Origin of the sequence: Gordonia metallireducens, assembly GCF_021245825.1 — a bacterium.
Lineage (GTDB): Bacteria > Actinomycetota > Actinomycetes > Mycobacteriales > Mycobacteriaceae > Gordonia > Gordonia namibiensis.
The window spans coordinates 55,133-78,423 of sequence record NZ_JAJQJP010000016.1; the positions used below are offsets into that span (position 1 = coordinate 55,133).

A 23,291-nucleotide genomic window follows, 5' to 3' on the forward strand; every position below is an offset into this window, starting at 1 on the left:
ATGACCATCGGACGTAAAGTTCTGCTCGGCGTGCTCGCCGTCGTGCTCGCGATCGCCCTCGTGGTGGTCGGGTGGACGGTCTTCCTGAAGTCGACCACCAACACCTTCACCGCGTACTTCGGCTCGGTCGCCAGCCTCTACGAGGGCGACCCGGTGCGGGTGCTCGGTGTGAACGTCGGCAGCGTCTCGAAGATCACCCCGCGCGAGAACGACGTGAAAGTCGAACTGCGCGTGGACAACAGCATCGACATCCCGGAAGACGCGAAGGCGGTCATCGTCGCGCAGAGCCTGGTGTCGGGACGCTTCGTCCAGCTCACCCCGGTCTACTCCGGCGGCGCCGTGATGCCCGACGGTTACGACATCCCGATGGACCGCACCGCCGTCCCGATGGAGTGGGACGACATCAAGGCCCAGCTCACCAAGCTGACCGAGGCCATCGGTCCGGAGGGGCCCGACCAGGGCACCGCGGCCAAGGCGGTCAACGTCTTCGACGAGAACCTCGAGGGCAACGGCGCCGCGATCAACCAGTCGATCAAGGAGGTCTCCGACGTCATCGGCACCCTCGCGGCCGGACGCGGTGATCTGTTCTCGACGATCCAGAGCCTGCAGAAGTTGACCGATGCGCTGTCGGGCAGCCATGAGCAGCTCGTGCAGTTCAACGGCCGACTCGCCTCGGTCAGTTCGGTTCTCGCCGACAACACCACCGAGCTCGACGCGGCGCTGAAGGGTCTGGACTCGGCGATGACCGACGTCCAGGTCTTCATCGACACCAATAAGGATGCGCTCTCGTCGTCGGTCGAGCGGCTCGCGGCGTCCACCAAGATCGTCGCCGACAAGAACGAGCAGGTCGCGGGCGTCCTGCACTCCGCGCCCAATCAGCTCGCGAACTTCTACAACATCTACAACCCGCTGTCCGGGTCGCTGTCGGGTGTGTTCGGTCTCGCCAACGGCACCAACCTGATCACGCTGCTGTGCGGATCGATGGACTCCACCAACCGCCCGGGGACGTCGAAGCAGGACATCGACAAGTGCGTCGAGATCCTCGCGCCGGTGCTGTCATCGATCTCGATGAACTACCCGCCGTTCCTGGCCAACCCGGTGCAGGGCGCCAACGCGCTGCCGAGCCAGTTGGAGTACCAGAATGCCGACGTGAAGGCACGCGCCCAGGCCGGCGTGCGGCGCATCGACAACGAGACCCGGCGCGACAACGCCGGTTCGCCGCTCGGGAACCTGCTGGTGCCGTTCGGGGGAGACCGATGAAGTCGTCACGCCTACGCGGCGGACTGGCCGCTGGCGCGGTGGCGCTCACGACGCTGCTCGCCGGATGTTCGTTCGACGGGCCGAATTCGCTGCCCGTGCCGGGTGCTGCCGGGACCGGTGGTGGCTCGTACGAGATCACCGCGCTCATCCCGTCGGCCGCCGGCCTGGTCAACAACGCGCCGGTCCTCATCGACGATTCGACCGTCGGCAGCATCGGCGACATCGAGGTACAGGACTGGAACGCGCTGGTCACCATCCGCCTGAACAAGGGCGTGATCATCCCGCGCGGATCGCACGTCATGGTCGGCATGACCAGCGTGCTGGGTTCGACGCACCTCGAGATCGTCCAGCCCGCCGAGCCGGAGGGCGGGCGCCTGGAAGCGGGCGACGAGATACCGCTGACCAAGTGCCCCGAGCAGTCCAACATCGTCAGCGACCCGAAGGTGCCCTCGGTACCCGACATCAATGCGGCACAACAGGTTGCGGCCTGCACCTACCCCAGTACCGAGCAGGTGCTCAGCTCACTGTCGGTGGTGCTCAACGGCGGCGGCCTGTCGCAGGTCGGCGACATCGTGCACGAGATGAGCGAGGTCTTCGGCGGCCGTGAGGACCAGATCAAGAAGCTGATCCCGCGGCTGAACACCCTCGTCGCCGATCTGGATGCGCAGAAGGGCAACATCATCCGCGCGACCGAGGGGCTGGATCGTCTGTCCCGCACCATGAACGAGCAGAAGGACACCATCGAACGCGCGCTCGACGCCAGCCCGGAGATCCTGCAGCTGCTGGTCGACCAGCGTCAGCAGCTTCTCGACACCCTCGCATCGGTGTCGAAGCTGTCGAAGACGGCCAACGACATCCTCGACGCCAACTCCGAGGACATCGTCACGATCGTCGAGGGCATCGAACCCGCTCTCGACCAGCTGCAGGCCTCGGGCCCGGCGATGACGCAGTCGTTGAACATCCTGCTGACCTTCCCGTTCTACGAACCGACCGTCCGGAAGATCGTCAAGGGTGACTTCGTGAACTCCGACCTGACCCTCGACCTCACGGTGGACCGTCTGAGCGAGACCATGTTCGCCAGTCTCGGCGTCACCGGCCCCGAGGGTGTCTTCGGCAAGCCGGCCGGAGCGGCCGCCCGCGGACTGAACCCGTTCACGGCTCCGCTGATCCCCGGTGGCGAGAAGCTCCCGGACACCGCGGAACCGGTTCCGGCGAACCTCATCCCGCCGGTGCAGGTGCCCTCGCCCACGGCTCCGCCGACGGTGCCCTCCGATCAGGAAGGCGGCCGCTGATGAAGATCACCAGGTTCGTCCGTATGCAGCTGATGATCTTCGCGATCGTCACCGTGGTCGCGATGGTCGTCATGGCGCTGTTCTACATCCGCATCCCGTCGATGTTCGGCGTCGGCAGCTACCGGGTGCAGCTGAACATGGAGACCAGCGGCGGGCTGTACCAGAACGCCAATGTCAGCTACCGCGGCGTCTACGTCGGCAAGGTCGACTCGGTAAAGCTCACCGACGACGGCGTGCAGGCCACGCTCGTCATCGACAACGGCACCGACATCCCGGCGTCGTCGAAGGCATCGGTGCGCAGCGTCTCCGCGATCGGCGAGCAGTTCGTCGAGTTCACCCCGAACCCGGATCCGCCCGCCGATGCCCCGACCGGCTACCTGCACAACAATTCCGAGGTCACCGTCTCCGAGGTGCCGGTGGAGATCTCGACGATGCTCGACCAGGCCGATGCGCTCCTCAAGGAGATCGGCGACACCAAGCTCCGTTCGCTCGTCGACGAGGCCTTCGTCGCCTTCAACGGCACCGGTGAGTCGCTGCAGCGGTTACTCGATTCGATGACGCTGTTCATCGGCGAGGCCAACAAGAACACCGACACCACGGTCTCGTTGATCGAGCAGGGTGCACCTCTGCTGGCCACACAGTCCCGTACGGCCGACGACATCCGGGCCTGGACACGCAACGTCACCGCGTTCACCGATCAGCTCCGGGCGAACCGGCCCGAGATCGGCGACATCCTCAGCAAGGGACCGTCGACGACGTCGAAGGCGCAGGAACTGTTCGAATCGCTCGGCGGGTCGTACCCGCTGTTGGTGTCGAACCTGGGCACGATCGCCCACACCCAGGTGGTGTACCTACCGAACTGGAAACAGATCCTGGTGTTGTACCCGCGTCTGGTCAACTCGCTGATCACCGCCCTGAACACCGGTACCAACAACTTCGGGCCGAACGTGAACTTCTCCCTGGGCTTCCAGGACCGGCCGGTGTGCAACATCGGCTTCCTGCCCAAGGAGGAATGGCGGTGGGCCTCCGAGCAGTCCGCTCGCGAGCTGCCGCCGGGCATGCTGTGCCGCGTCCCGCAGAACTCGAACATCGCCGTGCGCGGCGCCCGCAACTACCCGTGTGCGGAGTTCCCGGGCCGTCGTGCGCCGACTCCGGCGGAGTGCCGCACGGGCTACAAGCCGAACCCCGGCTCGGTCGACCCCTTCCAGAACGGACTGCCGTACGGCCTCAAATGGGAGCCCGCGTCCTCCGGTACCGTGACACCGGGCACACCGAAGGACTTCGAGGCGGAGCCCGCGGTGTACGCCACGACATACGATCCGGAGTCGGGCAACTTCATCGGACCCGACGGCAAGACGTACAACGCCGGCACGGGGCGTGAAGGGCAGGAACAGAGCAGTACATGGCAGACGATGATCAGCGGGACGGTCAGTCCGTGACCCCTGAGGGCACCGGCACCACCACCCCGGTCAGCAGGAATTCGACTGGCACCACCCCGAACCGCACCGGCTCGACCGACCGTCGGACGACCAAACGTCCGGTCCGGTCAGCACCCATTCGCCGTGGTCGTTCGGGAGGAAAGAAGCCGGTCGAGCAATTGTCGGCAGCGCCGGTGACCGAGAAGGCCGTCGAGACGCCCGCCGAAGAGGCAGCCGCTCGGGATGCCGCGGAGACCCCGACCGACCGGAACGCGGAGACCGCGACCGGCGCGGTGTCACTCACGAAGCCGGACACTGCTGAGGAGATCGCCCCCGATCCATCAGAGGTCGAGAAGACCGTCAGCTACCGCGAGCGCCGCCGCAACAGACTGGCGAACACCCCGGAGAAGAGGGGCAAGGGCAAGGTCCGCTACCGCGGCTCGGGCCGGCGGTCGTCGCGGACCGTGGTCGGCGTCGTCGTCGGGATCGTGCTCATCGCCGTCTGTGCGGTGGCATCGGTGGTGTTCGCCCTCGGCATCGCCCGGCAGGACCAGCAGAACGACCTCCGGGCCGAGTACTCGGCGTTCGCCTCGCAGGTGCTGATCAATCTGACGAGCATGAACCCCGACACCGTCGACCAGACACTGAAATCGGTGCAGGACGACACCTCCGGCAAGGTCAAGCAAGAGGTCCAGAACAACATCCAGCAGGTCGCCTCGCTCGTCCGCGACGGGAAGCTCGAGACGAAATCGATCATCCTCAGCTCTGCGGTCACCAAGTCCGAACCCGACGAGGGATCGGTGATCATGGTGTTCGGCTGGCATCAGCAGTCGCTCGACGGCCAGACCCCTGCCCAGGACAAGGTGTTCCGCTGGCGCGTCGACATGACCCGCATCAACGGTGACCTGAAGATGACCGACTTCGAGTGGGTGGCGTGATGGCCGACAACAAGCCCGGAACAGACAAGGGACGCCTCGGACTGATCGTGCTCGCGGTGCTCGTCGTCGCGGCGCTCGCGGCCACCGCCTTCCTCGGCTACCGGTACACCGAGGGCCGTTCGATCGAGGATGCGCGCGAGTCCTCCCTCGCCGCCGCCCGCGACTACGCGAACACCATGTTCGGGTACGACGCCGAGAATGTCAGCGACCACATCGACCAGTCGATGAGCGTGCTGACCGGCCCGGCCAAGCCCGAGTACACCAAGCTGATCACCGAGAACAACCTCGCCGCGGAGGTCCGCAAGCAGCAGGTCGTGTCCGAGGTGACCATCCAGGACGCCGGCGTGGTCACCAACACCGCCGACACCTCGAAGGTGCTGATCTTCATGAACCAGTCGGTCACCCGCGGTCAGAAGGAACTCGTCAGCATCAACCCGTCACGGCTGACCTTCGACATGGAACGTCAGGGCGACCGCTGGATGATCAACCACATCGAGGTCATCACCGACGACACCTTCCGCTCGAAGCTCGAGGTCGTCGAGTCCCTGCCGCCGGACGCCAAACCGTTGCCCGGCCAGTCACCGGCCCCGTCGCAGGCGCCGTCCGCGCCGCCTGCGGCTCCGGCACCCGGATCGGGCGCACCCGAGGTACCCGTGCCCTGACAGTCACGACCGTCTGCTGGCCGTGCCGCGTCGAAATCCCGTTGCGGGACGCCGGAATCGGGCGTACTTTCGCGGGTACACAGGGAAGGAGGTGGTCTGATAGTGATTTCTCATCGGACATGTGAGGTGACCATCCGTTAGCAGCTGACCGTGTGGCATTCGTGTCGCCGGAGGTGGTTTCCCACCTCGTCAGCGCCGACGAATACCAGGTGGTCACCCGGCCCCCGCATCCCGACCCGGTCCGGTCGGCACGAGGCTCGTATGAGCGATGCGGGGGCCGTTCCATGTCCGGGCATCTCCGGTCCGGACATTGTCGTTCGGGTGGTGGACTACTCGTGAGTTCGGGTTGCGGGCGTTATGAACCGGGCCAGTCCGGCGATGTACCTGTCACGAATACCTGCCACAGGGGACACCCGCCCGAGGAGAGAACGATGGTCGCCACGAACGCAGTCCGCGAGCTGTCGGTCGATCCTGGTCTCGGCGGTTCGGTCGCCGACGACGCCGCTGCTCGCGACGGCCGGTGGGACGATCTGTACTGGGGTCCCGGCGATCCCGACTTCGGAACCTCGACGCCGCCCCGCTTCACCTTCGCCGATCCACACGAGGCCGGACTCTTCCATGCCGACGACGAGCACGTGTCCATCCACAACCGAGGTACCGGCCCCGCGGCCGCGCTGATCTTCTTCGTCGACGGCGGCGTCGAGCTCCGGCGTCTCGGACCCGGCGAGATGATCATCCTGCCCGACGAGGATTCGTTCACCTACCTGCAGGCGCCTCGGCTCGCCGACGGTCGTCCGGTGATCTACGGCGGGGTGTGGGTCCAGCAGGGGCAGGCGAGGCCGGTGACCATCCCGATCCCGACCGAGCGGGAGTTCCTCGCCCAGCGCTACCTGACCCCGTGGAGCACTGACTGGGTCGGAGGACTCGCCGGCTGCCGCCTACGGGACCCGGCGGAGGATCGAATCTCGTATCAATACCGTTCCGGTGGAACGACTTTCACTGTCCGCAATGCCGGCGACACCTGGGTGGCGGTCGTTCACCGGGCCGGGACGGAGTACAGCATCGTCGAATGCGGCCCGCGTGAGCGGGTCGACTTCCCGATCTACCCGCACTCGGCGCAGAGCGACGTGTTCTCGGTGGTGGGTCAACGCCAGGCCGGTTCGCCCGGACGTGGCCCCTACGTCTCGGCGTCGGGAACCGTGCACCCCGGCTGGGCGGGTCGCCCCGGGGCCGCCACGGCGTACGGATCGGTCGTGATCATGCTCGGATCCCTGGTGTACAGCGCGCTACCGAAACGCAACCTGTACCTGGCGTTCTCGGATCGCCGACGCGGCTGTAGCCGGGTGCATCGCTGAGCGGTGCCCGAGCAGACAGCGGGCAGGAATGCGGCGGGGCTCAGCCGACGTGGCGGCGTAGCTTGGCCGACAGTCGGGGGAAGAGGTCGCCGTCGGCGTCGACCCGTTCTTCGACGTACGCGAGGTCGCCGTCGGGAACCAGACCGTAGAGACGCTTGGCGCCGCCGGCGCGACGGCCGGACTGGGACTTGATGACGACGTCGGTCGCCAGTTCCCACGAGGTCTGATTGAGAGGCGTGCCGTAGAAGAGCTCCACCGACCCCTCGGCGTGGGCGAGGAGCAACTCGATGGTGTCGTCCTCACCGATGCGCCAGAAACCGGATTCGCGGAGGTCGGGACGCTCGAAGGCGGCGTCCTCGTCGATGACCCACGAGCGCGACTCCCAGGTGAGGAAGTTCTGTCCGTCGTGCGAGACGACGATCTGCTGCGCGAAGTGGTAATCGGTGTCGGTCTCGGCGTCGTGGCCTTCGCCCTCGCCGCGCCACACACCGACGAGTGGCAGCAGGGCCAGCAGGCCGGGATGGAGATCGGCACCGAGGCGGAGGTTCGCGGTGTCCGCGGGCAGCGGGAGGTCGTCCCACGTGGGGATGTTGCGCTCACGGCTGCCGGACTCGACGGCACGTGCCTCGGCCTGGTTTATCGCCTCGTCGCCGGAACGATGGGCGCCACCGTCGGCGACGACGCCGTCGCCAGAGGGCACTCCGTCGCCGGAGGGGGCGGCGCCGACTGGCTCGTCACCGGCGTCACCGGCTCCCGGGTGGGACGTCACGACTCGTCGGTGACCAGGCGGTAGAGGGTGTAGACACCAAACCAGGTGATCAGCACGGCGGCCAGGATCAGCAGGATTTCGAAGAAGAGGACCACGAGGCAAATTCTAACCCGGGGATGCGCGGGAGGTTCAGGGGGTCTCCCTTCGAGACGCTTCACTCCTCAGGGAACGGGACGGTGCTCCAGCAGGCGCTCCCTGGGAACGGGACGGTGCTCCAGCAGGCGCTCCTCAGGGACCGGATGGCTGGGCATTGACCCTTTTTCGGCCCCGGAACGACGAAACCCGGTCACCGCAGCGCGGTGACCGGGTCGCGTCGTGGGGTCTGAGACGCCCACGACCGGGACTACATCACTTGGAGACGACGATGTCCTGCTCGTGGATGCCGGGACTCTCGGGGCTGATCGACGCATCGCCGTTGCCCACCGAAGAGAGGGCGCGAACCGTCCAGGTTCCGGGAGCGGCGAAGAACCGGAAGTCGCCGGTGGGCGAGGCGACGACCTCGGCGGTGAATTCACCGGTCGAGTCGAGGAGACGCACGAAGGCGCCGGCGACGGGGTTACCCGAGCCGTCGGTGACCTGTCCGGTGAGGACGGTCTCCTTCTCCACGTCGACGCCCGCAGGCAGCTTCTGTCCCTGCTTGGGTGCAGCACACATAGTTATTACTTTCCTTCTCCGAGTTCGATCGGCGCACCGACCAGCGAGCCGTACTCGACCCAGCTTCCGTCGTAGTTCTTGACGTTCTTCTTGCCGAGCAGCTCGGTCAGCACGAACCAGGTGTGGCTCGAGCGCTCGCCGATGCGGCAGTACGCGATGGTCTCGCGGCTGTCGTCGAATCCCTTGTCCGCGTACAGAGCGGTGAGCTCCTCGTCGGACTTGAAGGTGCCGTCCTCGTTCGCGGTGGTCGACCACGGGATGTTGATGGCGCCGGGGACGTGGCCGCGCTGCTGCGCCTGCTCCTGCGGGAGGTGAGCCGGCGCGAGGATCTTGCCGGAGAACTCGTCAGGGCTGCGCACGTCGACCAGGTTCTTGGTGCCGATGGCGTCGATGACCTCGTCGCGGAAGGCGCGGATGCTGAGGTCGGGCGAGGAGGCCTTGTACTCGGTGGCCGGACGGGTGACCGCATCCGAGGACAGCGGACGACCGTCGAGCTCCCACTTCTTACGGCCGCCGTCGATCAGCTTGACGTCGTTGTGGCCGTACAGCTTGAAGTACCAGTAGGCGTAGGCGGCGAACCAGTTGTTGTTGCCGCCGTAGAGGATGACGGTGTCGTCGTTGGAGACGCCGCGCTCGGACAGCAGCTTGGAGAAGCGGTCGGCGTCGACGAAGTCGCGACGGATGCCGTCCTGCAGATCCTGCTTCCAGTCGAGCTTGATCGCGCCCGGGATGTGGCCGCCATCGTAAGCCGAGGTGTCTTCGTCGACCTCGATGAAGACGGTGTTGTCGGCGTTGAGGTTCTGCTCAGCCCACTCGGTGCTGACCAGGACGTCGGAACGTGCCATGTCTGGTTCCTTTCGGATGGATAACTGGTGGTGGATGGATCTGGTGATGCGAAACAGCGGCGAGGCGCGGACAAGCGCCCGCGGCTCAGATCTGTGATGAACGAGGAGGCGCATGGAGAAGACACTCAGGCCTCGGGAGAATCGCACCCCGTCGTCATCGGCGGTGCGCATGGCGCGGCTGCGGGGCAGCGCTTGTCATGGCACACCGTCAGCGGTGCGTGCGACAGCAACAATCGGCGACGCGACAGAAGTCGATCGCCCGGCGACGTGTGAGCATGTACTCACGGCGCTGTTGCATGCCAACGAGGGTACAACAGTGCCGAACGGAGTCCGAAACCCCGGGTGGATTGCACTCTGAACTGCGCAAAAAGGTCACGAAAGGGAGGCGCGCGCTTCCGGTCGTGGCGTCGGGTCAGAACCGGTCCGGGCGCACGTCGGTGACGCCCGTTTCGGAGACCAGCTGGACGTCACCGCCGAAGCTCTCCGCGCGCTGGGCGACGAGCCCCCAGGCCATCGGGAGCCGGGGGAGGACCATGCTGAACCGGTCGAGTACGGCCGCGCGCATGTCCTGGGGGACCTCGGCGTCCACGTGACGTTCGGGTCCGGTGTAGAAGTCGGTGGCCCGGATCTCCAGCGCGCCGTCGGTCACCGAGAGGTCGACAGCGACGCTGACCCGAACCTTGGGGCCGGTGTAGGCCGACGCGGACGGCGGATCGTCGGCGTCGAGGCCGTCGTCGGGTGGCAGTGCCACCGTCCCGGTGAAGACGACTCCCTCCGACCGTGAGACGACCCCGTCCTGCGGGCCACCGCTGCCGGCCTTCCCATCGGGACCGGGCGTGCTGACGGTCAGGTCGGTGATGCGCAGATACCTCGCAAGGGTGACCGCATCGAGGCGGGTGTAGGCCGAGATCGAGTCGGTGTGCAGAACATCACTCGCGGAGAAATCGCCTCGTTCGGGACCCCGGAATCGGCCGAGTACGGCGCCGAGTTCGCCGCGACAGATGCCGCGTACGGGTTCACAACCCGGGAGTTCGACGCCGCGGGCGGCGATCGTCACGCCCGCGTAGTCGCCCGAACCGGCCTGGGTGAGGAATGGAAACCCGGCGAGGGTCACCTCGGGATCGGATGGGACGCGCGGTGATTCGGCGAGGGCCTCCGACAACCGGTGTTCGCCGCGGATGGCCGCGCCGACGTCGACGAGCAGTGTTGCCGCCGCCGCGACCACGACGACCACCGCCGCGATGACGAGGACTTTCCGGATGCCCGGCATGCTCGGAAGACCACCCTCTCCATCGTGTCCACCGACGGTTTCGACTCGCCTTGTTAACAGCGGGGGGCGTCGGTGGCGCTATTCTGTCACCTATCTCGCACACGTTGGTAAGGCAGCGTAAACAATCCTCGACGATGTGCGCGGAGGCGTTCACAGCGTGGTGAGCGGATTGGTTGGTCCGGAACCGAACGAGATCGGAGTGCTAGGTGGATCTCTTGTTGTTGACGGCCGATCCCAATCCGGAATCGGTCTTGCCGTCGCTGTCGCTGCTCGCCCACAACGTGCGAGTCGCCCCGACGGAGGTCTCCTCACTCATGGAGGCGGGCAATGCGGATGTGGCCCTCGTCGACGCCCGCGCGGATCTGGCGGCGGCACGAGGACTGTGCCGCCTGCTGGGTAGCACCGGATCGTCGGTGCCGGTGGCGGCTGTGCTGACCGAGGGTGGCTTGGTCGCGGTCAATGCCGACTGGGGCATCGACGAATTCCTGCTCCCGGGGACGGGTCCGGCAGAGCTCGACGCGCGGTTGCGATTGCTGGTGGTGCGCACTCGGGGGGTGGCCGCCGAGGAGACCTCGGGCAAGGTCACCCTGGGGGAACTGGTCATCGACGAGGGGACGTACACCGCGCGACTGCGTGGGCGTCCCCTCGATCTGACTTACAAGGAATTCGAACTGCTGAAGTACTTGGCGCAGAACGCAGGTCGCGTGTTCACGCGCGCCCAGCTGCTGCAGGAGGTGTGGGGTTACGACTTCTTCGGCGGCACGCGCACGGTCGACGTGCATGTCCGTCGACTCCGCGCCAAACTCGGCAGCGAACACGAATCGCTGATCGGCACGGTCCGCAACGTCGGATACAAGGCGGTGCGACCCACCCGTGGCCGGGCAGCTCAGGCCGAAGCCGAGGACGTGGCGGAAGATGGTGTGCCGGATATCGATCCGGCCGGTTTCGACGACACGGTCGACGGTCCGGATACCTTCGACGAGGAGTTCAGTGCCAGCGCCGGAAGCTGACGATTTCCAGGTACGACGCGGTGCCGCTCCGGCGGAGGTCGTCGCCGAGGCGCATCGTCTCGTACGTGCCGCGACGGCCGCCGACGGCGTCGCGCCGCTCTCCGACGATGCGGTGAAAGCAGTTGACGCCGAAGCGGATTCGCCGATCATCCACGTGTGGTCGACGGGCGCGTACGCCAACATCGTCCCCGGTCGCGACGGCGAACCGTCGATGATCGAAGCGGTTGTCGACCCGGAGCAGCGTCGCCAGGGCAAGGGGCGCCGACTGCTCGAGGCCGCGTTTGCCGCGGCCCGAGAGGACGGTCTCGAGGCTCGGGTGTGGGCGCATGGCGACCTCCCCGGTGCGGTGGCCCTCGCGTCGGCGATGGGACTGCAGAAGCGCCGCGAGCTGCTGCAGCTGCGACGCCCGGTCGGGGAGGGCCACGAACTCCCCGAACTCGCAGTCGATCCGGGACTCACGCTCCGGACCTACGCGGGGTCGGCGGACGATGCGGAGATCCTGCGCGTCAACAACGCCGCCTTCGACTGGCATCCCGAACAGGGCGGCTGGGAGCTCGATCAGATCACCGAGCGGGTCGCCGCCGACTGGTTTGACCCCGAAGGCCTCTTCCTGGCCTTCGACACCGAGGACCCCACGAGGCTTCTCGGGTTCCACTGGACCAAACTGCACGACGCCGAACTCGGCGAGGTGTACATCGTCGGGGTCGATCCGCAGGCTCAGGGCCGCGGGCTCGGCAAGCTGCTGACGCTCGCCGGACTCCATCACCTCGCACGGCGCGGCGTCGCCGAGATCAACCTCTACGTCGAGGGTGACAACACGGCCGCGCTGCGGACGTACGAACGCCTCGGGTTCACCAGGTTCGCCGTCGACGTCGCCTACGGCTGAGTCCACTCAGCCGGTCGTCGCGAGCCCGACGTGCCGGGTTCACCTTCCGTTCACCTTCTGTCGGGGATCAGGCCATCCGACGCGCCTACCTTTCTGTATCGAACACTCCGGACACCCGGGCCTCGGGACGGGGAACGACACGGAAAGGCAACACCTGCGGTGAGAATCAAGCGGAACGGCGCTCTGGCGGCGGTGTCGGCGATCGCGGCATTGACCCTGGTGACGGCGTGCGGTGGGGGAAACACTCCGACGGTGAGTGGCGAGGGTTCGACGGCCCAGCAGAAGGCCATGGAGCATTTCGGTCAGATCCTTTCCGACGATGACGACATCGTCCTCGACTACACCGGCAGCGGCTCCGGTGACGGCATCAAGAAGTTCATCGCCGGCGACGTCGACTTCGCGGGTTCCGACTCGGCGCTCAAGGCCGACGAGGTCACCGCGGCCAAGGAACGCTGCAACGGCAACGACCCCTGGCATCTGCCGCTGGTCGTCGGACCGGTTGCGATCGCCTACAACCTCGAGGGCGTCGACAACCTCAAGCTCGACTCCGCCGTGATCGCCAAGATCTTCAACGGCAAGATCACCAAGTGGAACGATCCGGCGATCGCCGCACTCAACCCGGGTGTGCAGCTGCCCGGTGGCGACATCGTCCCGGTCTACCGCTCCGACAGCTCGGGCACGACCGACAACTTCCAGCGGTTCCTTCAGAACTCGGCGCCGAACGACTGGCCGTATGAGCACAGCAAGGAGTTCGCTCCCAAGAACGTCGGTTCGGGTGCGTCCAAGTCGACCGGAGTCGGTGACACCGTCAAGAAGACCCCCGGCTCGATCACCTACGTCGAGTGGGGCTTCGCCACCGAGAACGACCTCGGCGTCGCCGACATCGACTTCGGAGCAGGTCCGGTGGAGCTGAACGCCGCCAGCGCCGGCAAAGCCCTCGACGAGCTGGCCTTCAAGAACCCGGACAGCAAGGACCTGGTCGTCGACACCGACGCGCTGTTCGCTTCGAAGGCCCCGGGTGCCTACCCGCTGCTGCTGACGCCGTACTCCATCGTCTGCTCGGCGGGCTACTCCGACGATGCGACCAGCACCACCCTCAAGGACGCGTTCACGAAGATCCTCGGCGACGGCCAGACCGGCCTCGAGGAGATCGGCTACGTGCCGGTGCCGCAGAATTTCAAGGCCAAGCTGCAGGGCAGCATCGACGCGCTCGCCGGCAGCGGCAACGCCTGACGTGACACAACAGGACAGCGCGCGCGGGGCCGCCACGGTTTGCGGCCCCGCACGCGCGGTTGACACACTGACACGACTCTTCGCGTGTCGCACGGACTGTGAGCGGTGGACCGGGAAGTGGCCCCAATGACCAGAGCGGAAGCACAAGAAGGACGCATGACGTCGCTGAGCAACGAGGGTGGCGCGGTCCCGCCGGATTCCGACGGAACGAGCCTCCCCGAGGCATCGCCAGACGGTTCGTCATCGGGCAGCCTGCACTCCGCGGCCCGCCACCGCGTGGCGGACCAGATCTTCCGCACGCTGGCCGTCGGCTCGGGATTCGTCGTCTCGCTCGTCATCGGGCTGATCGCGCTGTTCCTCGTCGCGCAGGCCGTCCCGTCGCTGCTGAAGAACGAGGAGAACTTCTTCACCTACACCGGTGACTGGGTCACCAGCGGCAACCAGCTCGCCTTCGGTATCCCGCAGCTGTTCTATGCGACGGTCGTCGTCTCGGTCATCGCACTCCTCATCGCGATGCCGGTGGCGCTCGGGATCTCGATCTTCCTCACCGAGTACGCGCCCAAGCGTCTCGTCGGGCCCATCACCTACACCGTCGACCTGCTCGCCGCGGTGCCCTCGATCGTCTACGGCCTCTGGGGCATCCTGGTGCTGGGTCCGGCGCTGGTGCCGGTCAACGAGTGGGTCGTCGGACACCTCGGTTTCCTGCCGTTCTTCCAGCAGCCCACCCAGGTCGCGAACATGTCCACCGGCGGCACGCTACTCACCGCGGGCATCGTGCTCGCCGTCATGATCCTGCCGATCATCACCGCGGTCACCCGCGAGGTCTTCATGCAGACCCCGAGGGGGCACCGCGAGGCGGCGCTCGCCCTGGGTGCCACGAAGTTCGAGGTCGTCAAACTCGCGGTCCTGCCGTTCGGCTTCTCCGGCTACATCTCCGGTTCGATGCTCGGCCTCGGCCGCGCGCTCGGCGAGACGATGGCGCTGCTGCTGATCATCTCCACCGCCGGGCCGATGAACTTCAACCTCATGGAGAGCGGTGAGACCTTCGCGACCAAGATCGCGAACAACGCCGCCGAGTTCGACTCGCCGGCCAAGACCGGCGCCTACATCTCCGCAGGCCTGACCCTCTTCGTCCTGACCTTCATCGTCAACGCCGCCGCTCGTGCGGTCGTCGCCGGAAAGAAGTGAGCATGACCCTCACCACCCCGTCGCCCACGGCCGACCCGGTCAAGAAGCCCTCGGGCTTCACCCCGCTGGCGAAGCGCCGACGCGTTACCGATCACGTGGTCCGCATCGCGGTCATCGCCGCACTCCTCGTCGCGCTGGTTCCGCTCGTGTGGCTGGTCGCCACCCTGGTCATCCGCGGCATCGAACCGCTGCTCGACATCGACTGGTGGACGTTGCCGGAACGCAAGGGCGGCGCCGCCAACGCCATCGTCGGCACGTTGATCCAGACCGCGCTGGCCGCCGTCATCTCGATCCCGCTCGGTATCTTCGTCGCGATCTACCTCGTCGAATACGCCGCCAAGAAGTCGGTGCTCGCCCGGGTCACCACCTTCATGGTCGACATTCTCTCCGGCGTCCCGTCGATCGTCGCGGCACTGTTCGTCTACGCGGTCTGGCGCACCACGCTCGGGTTCCCCCGGTCGGGTTTCGTCGTGGCGATCGCGCTGGTGTTGCTCATGGTCCCGCTGGTTGTCCGCGCGACCGAGGAGATGCTCAAGATCGTCCCGCAGGACCTGCGTGAGGCGTCCTATGCGCTGGGCATCCCGAAGTGGAAGACCATCGTGAAGATCGTGCTGCCGACGGCACTCTCCGGCATCGTGACAGGCGTGATGCTGGCCATCGCGCGTGTGATGGGTGAGTCGGCGCCCGTGCTCATCCTGGTCGGTTCGACCCGGGCGATGAACTGGAATCCCTTCGACGGCAATCAGCAGTCGCTGCCGCTGATGATGGTGCAGCAGTACAACAACGGGCCCGGCGCCTTCGACGACGTCTGGGGTGCGGCCCTCTGCCTGGTCATCCTGGTGGCCATCGTCTACTTCGGGGCCAAGGTGGTGTCGAAGATCTTCGCGCCCAAGACCTCCTGAAACATCTCTGTAGAAACGGAACAGTCATGGCAAAGCGCCTCGACATCAAAGACCTGAACATCTACTACGGCGACTTCCACGCGGTGAAGGACGTGACCCTCGAGGTGCCGCCGCGCTGCATCACCGCCTTCATCGGGCCGTCGGGCTGTGGCAAGTCGACGGTGCTGCGCACTCTGAACCGCATGCACGAGGTCACCCCGGGTGCCTACGCCGAGGGCAGCGTCCTGCTCGACGGTGAGGACATCTACGGGCGCAACGTCGATCCGGTCAGCGTGCGCGCCACGATCGGCATGGTGTTCCAGCGGCCCAACCCGTTCCCGACGATGTCGATCAAGGACAACGTCGTCGCCGGCCTGCGGCTGCAGGGCGTGCGCAACCGGGCCGAACTCGACGAGGTCGCCGAACGCAGCCTGCGCGGCGCGAACCTGTGGGACGAGGTCAAGGATCGCCTCGACAAGCCGGGCGGCGGCCTCTCCGGTGGTCAGCAGCAGCGGCTGTGCATCGCGCGGGCGATCGCGGTCTCGCCGGACGTGCTGCTGATGGACGAGCCGTGTTCGGCGCTCGATCCGATCTCGACGCTGGCGATCGAGGACCTGATGGGTGAGCTCAAGAAGGAGTACACGATCGTCATCGTGACCCACAACATGCAGCAGGCCGCCCGCGTGAGCGACCAGACCGCCTTCTTCAACCTGGAGGGCGTCGGTCAGCCCGGGCAGCTCGTAGAGATCAGCGACACCGAGACGATGTTCTCGAATCCCACGAAGAAGGAGACCGAGGACTACATCTCGGGCCGGTTCGGGTAGATCCGCGACAATCGCTCTGACAGGGTCCTTTCCACGACGGGAGGGGCCCTGTCTACGTTCACATGTTGATGAGAAGGATGACGAGCAGAGCGGCGAGCGAGGCGATGACACCGAGGTAGGTGATGATCTGCCGGCGGTGAGCGGCGGCTGCGGCGTCCTCGTCGGTCATCGCATTGAAGTCGGGTTCGATCGGCTGATGCTGGCCCATGCCCGCCACCATAACGGGGACCTGTGTGGCTGCGAAATCGTTTCCGGGCACAAACGGCCCCAGATGTTCACTGACATGAAGAGAGGCCGAGTTCAGTTCGTCGAACTGAATTCTCGGCCTCTCGAGATGTGTGCCCTCGCTCGCCCCGGGGAGGTGAGCGAGGAAGATCACCCGACGTTCTGGAACTGCTCGGGCGTCTTGCCGGTCGCGGTGAACACCACCCGGCGACCGATCAGCACGGCGTGATCGGCGAAGCGTTCGTAGTAACGGCCGAGCAGGGTCACATCGACGGCGGCGGCGACGCCGTGCTGCCATTCGCGGTCCATCAGGACGGTGAACAGGTGGCGGTGGAGGTCGTCCATCGCGTCGTCGTCCTCCTGCAGGCGCAGCGCGGCCTGGGGATCGCGGGTCTCGAGGACCTCGTGAGCGCTCTTCGCGAGGGTCACCGCGAGCCGGCCCATCTCCGCGAAGTAGCCGTTGACCTCCTCGGGGAGGGCTTTCGCGGGATGGCGTCGACGGGCGACCTTGGCGACGTGGAGGGCCAGCGCGCCCATCCGGTCGGCGTCGGCGACGATCTGGAAACCGCTGACGACGCCGCGGAGGTCCCCGGCGACGGGCGCCTGGAGTGCGAGAAGGGCGAAGGACTGCTCCTCGGCGCGGGCCGACAACTGCGTCATCCGCTCGGCGTCGCCGATGACCTCTTCGGCAACGGCGAGGTCGGCTTGCAGCAGTGCCTGGGTGGCTCGCGACATCGCGGTGCCCGCGAGTTCACACATCTCACCCAGGACGTGGGTCAGCGCCTCGAGTTGCTCTTGGTAGGCGGTACGCATGTCCCCAGGATACGTCGGGAATCGGTCCACTCCGCCCACAGCCGATGAACGCAGCGTGAACGCCCGGTGCAGAACCTTCGACGTCGGTTCGTCCGGACCGGCCGGACTAGGTGCAGGTGGTGTCGCCCGCGTTGGTGACGGCGAGGTCGTTGGGCAGGTCACCGGAGTTCTCGGCCGGCGCGAGCTGCTCGACGTTCACCGTGGCGCCGGCGTCGGGCACCGACCCCAGCTCGCCGGTGAAGTCGGACCCGAGGATGAGTTCGACACCCGACTTGACCGTCCGGTCGAGCTGGATCTCGGCGCCGGGGAACATCGCGGCCAGGGTGGCGGCCGCGTTCTGCTGTCCCGGGCCGTACCGCACGACGGTGTCGTCCCGGTTCTCCGAGGCATCGGCAACGCCGCGGACGTCGAAACCGTACGGGGTCAGCTGCTCGGAGACCTCCGCGGCCAGGCCGGTGGTGGAGGTGCCGTTGAGCACGCGGACACCGACGTTGCCGGGGTTCTGGGCGGTGGCATTGACCCGTCCCGGGGTCTCGGTCGAGTTCCGCGAACTCGGGGCCCGGGAGGGTGCCTTCGACGTCGGCTCCTTCTTCTCGGCCTTCTTCTCACCGGGCAGCGGGAGGTCGTCGATGATCGCATTGAAGATCGCGTCGATGTCGTCGGTGCGCGGGATCTCGTTGTTCTGACCGTCCTCGGAGGTACCCGAGGTGGGGATGGTCAGGAAGGAGACGCGGCCGGCCTCGATGCCCTGCATCGACTCGGCGAGCTGGATCAGCGACTGGGTGTCCACACCGTCGACGTAGCTGTACTCGATGAAGGTGTTGACGATGCTGTTGAGCTTGTTCGGGTTGGACAGCACGTTGCCCGACAGCGTCGACCGCAGCAGCGACGACATGAACAGCTGCTGGCGCTTGATGCGGCCGTAGTCACCGTTGCCCTCCGACGCGATGTTGCGGGCACGGACGTAGTTGAGCGCGCGGCGGCCGGTCAGCTTCTGCTTGCCGGGCTTACGGAGGATGTGGCCGATCTCGTAGTCGTAGAGCGGCGCTGTGGAACAGACCTCGACGCCGCCGATCGCGCGGACGACCTTCTCGAAACCGTAGAAGTCCATGCCGATGAAGTGGTTGATGTTGAGACCGCTCATCTGGGTGATCACACGGACAAGGCACTGCGGGCCGCCGTAGAAGTAGACGCTGTTGAGCTTGACCCCGTCCTCGGCGGGTAGCTCGGCGCCGTATTCGCCGGTCTCGTTGTCCCAGGAGTTGCACGCGGGACGATCGACTTGGAGGTCGCGGGGGAAGGACACCGCGACGACGCGCTCGCGGTTGGCCGGCACGTTGACCAGGATGACGGTGTCCGAGCGCGCACCCTCGGCGTCGGCGACGGTACCCGCGCCGACCTTGGAGTTGTTGCCGCCGCGAGTGTCGGTGCCGACGATCAGGTAGGTCTCGTCACCGTGCTGGGCGTCCTTGTTGCGGATGTTCTTGTCTTGGGCGTCGACGGCGGTGACGTTGCGCCAGTTGCCGTTCCACGACTGCAGGTAGTTCCAGACGAAACCGGTTCCGACCAGGGCGGTCACACAGGCGATGGCCACCAGGATGCGTCCGGTGGCGGTGGTCTTGCGGACGAGTGATCCGCGTCGGTCGCCGCCGCGGCCCGGGTGACGCCGGGGACCCTGACGGAGTTGCAGCGGACCGGTCAGATCGGGAGTGCGCTCGAGCGGTGCGCGCGGCGGGCTCGAGGCGACCGGCGGCACCATGGCGTCCTGGGCGCGCGACTCCTCGATGGCCCGCTTCGCGGTGGCCTGATCCGACAGGTCGGGTGCGGGAGCGTCGGGTTTGTCGCCGATCGTGGGGATCTTCTGGGTGACGTCGTTGCCGAAGTGATGGATCTCGGTGGGACGATCGTCTGCCGCCGGTTGGCCCTGATCGCTGCGGCCGAGCGGAGGACGCGGGGGCCGGGCCTGGTCGGGTTGCGCCGGGTCGAAGCGGCGCGACCGGCTGCGGGTCGTCGGCGGGATGTTCGTGGGGCGACCGGCCGGGGGTGCCTGGTCGGGGGAATCGGCGCGGAAGCGGCCGCGGCGCGGGGACTCGGTCGGAGGTGTCCGCGGTTCCTCCGCGTTCATCTGCTCCATGAGCTCGCGGACGGTCAGGCGCGTCCGCCCCCGCACGAAGCGATCGCTGGCCCGCGGTTCACGCAGACTGGGGTGTGCACCCGAGTCAGGGTTCTGGGCGCGGGGATCCGCCGGAGGACGGCGATCGTTCGCATCGTCCGGGCGCCCGGCACGACGGCCACGACGAGACCTGTTGGCCTCGTCGCCCGTCTCCGGTTCGTCCGGTCCCGATGTCCAACGACTCAATGCACGTTCCTCATGCCCCGAGGTCTACAAAGCGCCAACCGCGCGTCGGGGCTGGTCGACGCGGTGCGCAAGCACGTAGGGACCCGGCGGGCCGGGACCTTCGCGCCATACTACTGATCGCACCTGAGAAGCGGCCTCAGCCGGAGGTGCGTTGTGACGGTTTTCGCAGAATGTGTCAGCCGCCGGAGTGCATGATCTCCGCGCCGGCGGGCACGACGTCCTCGTCGGGATCGTCGAGCCAGCCGTCGGGCAGTGCGACCTTCGCCGGCGAACCCTGGCGACCGCGCGGACCGTGGCCGTCGCTGGGGAACGGCGCGTCGGCGGGCAGTTCGGACAGCAGTTCGCGGAGCTCGTCGACGCTTCCGACGAGTGCCATCCGCCGCCGGATCTCCGAGCCGGCCGGGAATCCCCGCAGGTACCACGCCACATGCTTGCGGATCTCGCGGCAGCCCTTCATCTCGCCGTGGTGGTCGACGAGGAGCTGACAGTGCCGGACCATGATCTCGGCGACCTCGCCCAGGTTGGGGGGAGTGGGGGCGTCGAAACCGTTGAGCTCGGCGGCGAGTTCGGCGAACAGCCACGGACGTCCGAGGCAGCCGCGGCCGACGACGACGCCGTCGCAGCCGGTCCGATTCATCATCGCCACGGCGTCGGCCGGTTCGAAGATGTCGCCGTTGCCCAGGACCGGTACCGAGGTGACGTGCTCCTTCAGGCGGGCGATCTCATCCCAGTCGGCCTCGCCGGAGTACCGCTGCGACGCGGTCCGGGCGTGCAGGGCGACCGCGGCGGCGCCTTCCTCGGCGGCGATGCGGCCGGCGTCGAGGTGCGTGCGGTGGTCGTCGTCGATGCCGATACGGAACTTGACGGTGACCGGGATGTCGGTGCCCTCCGTCGCCCGGACGGCGGCCGCGACGATCTTACGGAACAGGGTCCGCTTGTAGGGGATGGCCGAGCCACCGCCCTTACGCGTCACCTTGGGTACCGGGCAGCCGAAGTTCATGTCGATGTGGTCGGCGAGGTTCTCGTCGACGATCATCTTCGCGGCCTGGTACGTGTACTCCGGATCGACGGTGTAGAGCTGCATCGACCGCGGGTTCTCGTCGGGCCCGAAAGTGGTCATGTGCATCGTGACCGGGTGGCGTTCGACGAGTGCGCGGGCGGTCACCATCTCGCAGACGTACAGGCCCGAGACGGTGCCGGTGCGGGCGAGCTCGAGCTCGCGGCAGAGGGTCCGGAACGCGACATTGGTGACGCCGGCCATCGGGGCGAGCACGACGGGGCTCGCCAGCTCGATGGAACCGATGCGCAACTGGGCAGACGCCCCGGAACGGAGTTCCGCAGGCGACCCGGAACGGAGTTCCGCAGGCGACCCGGAACGGAGTTCCGCAGACGACGCAGAACCGGCGCCTTCGGAGGTCGAAGGCGCCGGGCTGGTGGAGAGGGTGGTGCTCAGGATGCCTGCTGCTCCCGCTTCTTGGCCTCGCGGGCGAGCGAACGATCGCGCATCTCCTCGAAGCGGATGGTGTCCTTCTCGAGCTGCTCGAGGAAGGCGGCCAGCTCCTCGCGGACCTTCTCGCCCTCGGCGGAGAAGTCGTCGCGCTCGAAGACGTTCCACTTGCGCAGAACCGGCATGACGACCTCTTCGAGGTGCTGGCGGAGGTCGTAGATGCCGTGCTTGGCCATCAGCACGCCGTGGCGACGGAAGTTGGGCATACCGGCGCCGGGCATCTGGAAGTTGGTCACGATGTCGGTGACCGCGCGCAGCGTCTGGTCGGGGGCGATGTCGAAGCCCGCGCCGCAGATGTTGCGGTAGAAGATCATGTGCAGGTTCTCGTCGGCCGCGATGCGCTGCAGCATCTTGTCGGCGATCGGGTCGTTGCAGGCCTTGCCGGTGTTGCGGTGGCTGACGCGGGTCGCGAGCTCCTGGAAGGTCACGTACGCGACCGAGTGCAGGAGGCCCAGCTCGTCGGCGTGCTCCTCGAGTTCGTTGACGCGACCGGCGGCCGCGAGCATCGGGTCGTAGCCGTTGGTCATGTGGATCATCCGGGCCTCTTCGAGGGCGACCGGATCGACACCGCGGGTGACGACGAGGTAGTCGCGCATGACGATGCCGTGGCGGTTCTCCTCGGCGGTCCAGCGACCGACCCAGTGGCCCCAGGCGGAGTCCATCGAGAAGTTGTCGGCGATGACCCGGTGGTACGAGGGCAGGTTGTCCTCGGTCAGCAGGTTGGTGATCATCGCGGCCTTGGCGACCTCGTCGAGCTGCGACTGCTCGGGGTCGTAGTCGACGCCGCCGAGGGCGGCGAAGTTGCGGCCCTCGTCCCACGGGACGTAGTCGTGCGGGTTCCAGTCCTTGGCGATCTTCAGGTGACGGTTGACGTTGTCCTCGGCAACCGGGGCGAGCTCCTTGAGAAGCTCGAGTTGCGTCAGCTCGCGTGCCATATAGGTGTCCTCCGAAACGGTGTCCGCGTATGTCGTCGTACGTGTGTCGTCTTTGTCAGCCTCGCGGCGGTGCCACGAGTGTGATCGCGACGTCGTCGTGGGCGGGTCGCGCCCACCCGGGCGGACCTTGGGTGGTCTCGGACACGCGGCGCGCAGCCCTACCCCCACTGGTCAAAGCTCTAGCCTACGGCACTCGGGACCGCGTCCCAAGTCCGTCGGGAATGCTGTCGTGTCCTGACGGTGCCGACGTTACTGCCCTGCCCGGTGGTGTCGGTCACGGTCGTACTGATCGGCGGCCCGGCCGCCCTTTCCCAGGTGAAACGGGCCTTCGCCGTGGTCAGTCCTTGCCGCGGGGCCGGGCGAAGAAGGCGCCGGTGGTCGTCATCCACTTCTCGGCCGCCTCGTCGAGGTTGCCGAATTCGCGGGCCTTCTCACACCACGTCATCGCCGCCCGGCCGAACTCCATCGGGTTGTAGACGTCCTCTTCCTTGCTCCACAGACCGTCGCCCGCGTAGGTGAGGATGGTGATGTTCGTGGCGGTGATCAGGCTCTGGTCGCCGGGGTCGCGCATCGGGTTGTCGACCTCGCAGATCACTCGGCTCGTCGGGGCGTCGACGACGTGCCACAGCGAGGGGAACGACGTCATGTGGCTGCCGGGGAAGGCCGTCATGGTGCGCCAGGCCCAGGCCCGGATCTCCTCGCGGCCGCGCATCGTCCCCAGCGCGTGCTCGACGAAGTCGGCGTCCTCGGTGAACAGGTCGGCGTAGCGGTCCCAGTCGCCACTGACCGCGACCTCGGCGACCGTGCGCTGGAAGCCGGCGAACGCCTCGTTCAGTTCGTCGACGCTGAACGTCCCGGTGGTGTCGGTGACTTTCTCGGTGGATTTCATCGACGCCGATCCTAGGGTTGCGACGGTGTCCTCCGGCCCCGTTTCGCGACACTCGGTAGCATTCGGTGCCAACGCATC

The 23,291-nt window shown here is 66.9% G+C and carries 22 protein-coding genes; 12 read left to right on the forward strand and 10 right to left on the reverse strand.

What is annotated here, in order from left to right; all coding sequences use genetic code 11:
• From LQD00_RS04720 to LQD00_RS04745, 6 genes are all read left to right on the forward strand, one after another.
• Positions 1-1,260, forward strand: coding sequence for an MCE family protein (locus tag LQD00_RS04720; protein ID WP_232715890.1), 1,260 nt, complete (start codon positions 1-3; stop codon positions 1,258-1,260).
• Positions 1,257-2,552: an MCE family protein gene (locus LQD00_RS04725; protein WP_232715891.1), complete on the forward strand. Its 1,296-nt coding sequence runs from the start codon at positions 1,257-1,259 to the stop codon at positions 2,550-2,552. Before LQD00_RS04720 ends, LQD00_RS04725 begins: the two co-directional genes overlap by 4 nt.
• Positions 2,552-3,991, forward strand: coding sequence for an MCE family protein (locus LQD00_RS04730; protein ID WP_232715892.1), 1,440 nt, complete (start codon positions 2,552-2,554; stop codon positions 3,989-3,991). Before LQD00_RS04725 ends, LQD00_RS04730 begins: the two co-directional genes overlap by 1 nt.
• Positions 3,988-4,908 carry a hypothetical protein gene (locus tag LQD00_RS04735; protein WP_232715921.1) on the forward strand — a complete coding sequence of 307 codons (921 nt, stop codon included), beginning with the start codon at positions 3,988-3,990 and terminating at the stop codon, positions 4,906-4,908. Before LQD00_RS04730 ends, LQD00_RS04735 begins: the two co-directional genes overlap by 4 nt.
• On the forward strand, positions 4,908-5,570 hold the full coding sequence (locus LQD00_RS04740) for a hypothetical protein (RefSeq protein ID WP_232715893.1): 663 nt from the start codon (positions 4,908-4,910) through the stop codon (positions 5,568-5,570). Before LQD00_RS04735 ends, LQD00_RS04740 begins: the two co-directional genes overlap by 1 nt.
• Positions 5,571-6,001: 431 nt before the next feature.
• The gene (locus LQD00_RS04745) at positions 6,002-6,925 is read left to right on the forward strand and encodes a hypothetical protein (RefSeq protein WP_232715894.1); all 924 of its coding nucleotides are present in this window, start codon (positions 6,002-6,004) and stop codon (positions 6,923-6,925) included.
• A gap of 40 nt (positions 6,926-6,965) precedes the next feature.
• Here the strand turns inward: LQD00_RS04745 and LQD00_RS04750 are convergent, their stop codons facing one another.
• From LQD00_RS04750 to LQD00_RS04765, 4 genes are all read right to left on the reverse strand, one after another.
• Entirely contained in the window at positions 6,966-7,694 is a 729-nt protein-coding gene (locus LQD00_RS04750; protein WP_232715895.1) for an FABP family protein, read from the reverse strand.
• A gap of 348 nt (positions 7,695-8,042) precedes the next feature.
• Positions 8,043-8,348, reverse strand: coding sequence for a DUF1416 domain-containing protein (locus LQD00_RS04755; protein ID WP_232715896.1), 306 nt, complete (start codon positions 8,346-8,348; stop codon positions 8,043-8,045).
• A 5-nt stretch (positions 8,349-8,353) separates the two neighbouring features.
• Positions 8,354-9,193 (reverse strand): sulfurtransferase, encoded by an 840-nt coding sequence (locus LQD00_RS04760; RefSeq protein ID WP_006866204.1) that lies wholly within the window; start codon positions 9,191-9,193, stop codon positions 8,354-8,356.
• A gap of 412 nt (positions 9,194-9,605) precedes the next feature.
• Complete coding sequence (locus tag LQD00_RS04765; RefSeq protein ID WP_232715897.1) at positions 9,606-10,463, reverse strand: LmeA family phospholipid-binding protein; 858 nt, start codon at positions 10,461-10,463, stop codon at positions 9,606-9,608.
• Between the two features lie 206 nt (positions 10,464-10,669).
• On the opposite strand from LQD00_RS04765, the gene LQD00_RS04770 reads away from it, so the two are divergent.
• The 6 genes from LQD00_RS04770 to pstB all read left to right on the forward strand — a co-directional run bounded on the left by LQD00_RS04770 (position 10,670) and on the right by pstB (position 16,485).
• On the forward strand, positions 10,670-11,473 hold the full coding sequence (locus LQD00_RS04770) for a winged helix-turn-helix domain-containing protein (protein WP_232715898.1): 804 nt from the start codon (positions 10,670-10,672) through the stop codon (positions 11,471-11,473).
• Positions 11,454-12,359, forward strand: coding sequence for a mycothiol synthase (gene mshD, locus LQD00_RS04775; RefSeq protein ID WP_232715899.1), 906 nt, complete (start codon positions 11,454-11,456; stop codon positions 12,357-12,359). The genes LQD00_RS04770 and mshD overlap by 20 nt, the downstream gene beginning before the upstream one ends.
• A 159-nt stretch (positions 12,360-12,518) precedes the next feature.
• Positions 12,519-13,592, forward strand: a complete 1,074-nt coding sequence (gene pstS, locus LQD00_RS04780; RefSeq protein ID WP_232715900.1) for a phosphate ABC transporter substrate-binding protein PstS — start codon at positions 12,519-12,521, stop codon at positions 13,590-13,592.
• Positions 13,593-13,748: 156 nt separating this feature from the next.
• The gene (gene pstC / locus LQD00_RS04785) at positions 13,749-14,780 is read left to right on the forward strand and encodes a phosphate ABC transporter permease subunit PstC (RefSeq protein ID WP_232715901.1); all 1,032 of its coding nucleotides are present in this window, start codon (positions 13,749-13,751) and stop codon (positions 14,778-14,780) included.
• Between the two features lie 2 nt (positions 14,781-14,782).
• Positions 14,783-15,682 (forward strand): phosphate ABC transporter permease PstA, encoded by a 900-nt coding sequence (gene pstA / locus LQD00_RS04790; RefSeq protein WP_232715902.1) that lies wholly within the window; start codon positions 14,783-14,785, stop codon positions 15,680-15,682.
• 26 nt (positions 15,683-15,708) lie between these two features.
• A complete protein-coding gene (gene pstB / locus LQD00_RS04795; RefSeq protein ID WP_040535707.1) occupies positions 15,709-16,485 on the forward strand; it encodes a phosphate ABC transporter ATP-binding protein PstB in 777 nt (258 codons plus the stop codon).
• A gap of 58 nt (positions 16,486-16,543) precedes the next feature.
• On the opposite strand, the gene LQD00_RS04800 is transcribed toward pstB, so the two are convergent.
• The 6 genes from LQD00_RS04800 to LQD00_RS04825 all read right to left on the reverse strand — a co-directional run bounded on the left by LQD00_RS04800 (position 16,544) and on the right by LQD00_RS04825 (position 23,213).
• Positions 16,544-16,693: a hypothetical protein gene (locus LQD00_RS04800; protein WP_164905310.1), complete on the reverse strand. Its 150-nt coding sequence runs from the start codon at positions 16,691-16,693 to the stop codon at positions 16,544-16,546.
• A gap of 167 nt (positions 16,694-16,860) precedes the next feature.
• Positions 16,861-17,523 (reverse strand): phosphate signaling complex protein PhoU, encoded by a 663-nt coding sequence (phoU, locus tag LQD00_RS04805; RefSeq protein ID WP_042377541.1) that lies wholly within the window; start codon positions 17,521-17,523, stop codon positions 16,861-16,863.
• A gap of 106 nt (positions 17,524-17,629) precedes the next feature.
• Positions 17,630-19,882 carry an LCP family protein gene (locus tag LQD00_RS04810; RefSeq protein ID WP_232715903.1) on the reverse strand — a complete coding sequence of 751 codons (2,253 nt, stop codon included), beginning with the start codon at positions 19,880-19,882 and terminating at the stop codon, positions 17,630-17,632.
• Between the two features lie 175 nt (positions 19,883-20,057).
• On the reverse strand, positions 20,058-21,191 hold the full coding sequence (gene dusB / locus LQD00_RS04815) for a tRNA dihydrouridine synthase DusB (RefSeq protein ID WP_269784647.1): 1,134 nt from the start codon (positions 21,189-21,191) through the stop codon (positions 20,058-20,060).
• Between the two features lie 140 nt (positions 21,192-21,331).
• Positions 21,332-22,324: an acyl-ACP desaturase gene (locus LQD00_RS04820; RefSeq protein ID WP_232715904.1), complete on the reverse strand. Its 993-nt coding sequence runs from the start codon at positions 22,322-22,324 to the stop codon at positions 21,332-21,334.
• A 337-nt stretch (positions 22,325-22,661) separates the two neighbouring features.
• A complete protein-coding gene (locus tag LQD00_RS04825; protein WP_232715905.1) occupies positions 22,662-23,213 on the reverse strand; it encodes a nuclear transport factor 2 family protein in 552 nt (183 codons plus the stop codon).
• Positions 23,214-23,291: the final 78 nt, after the last annotated feature.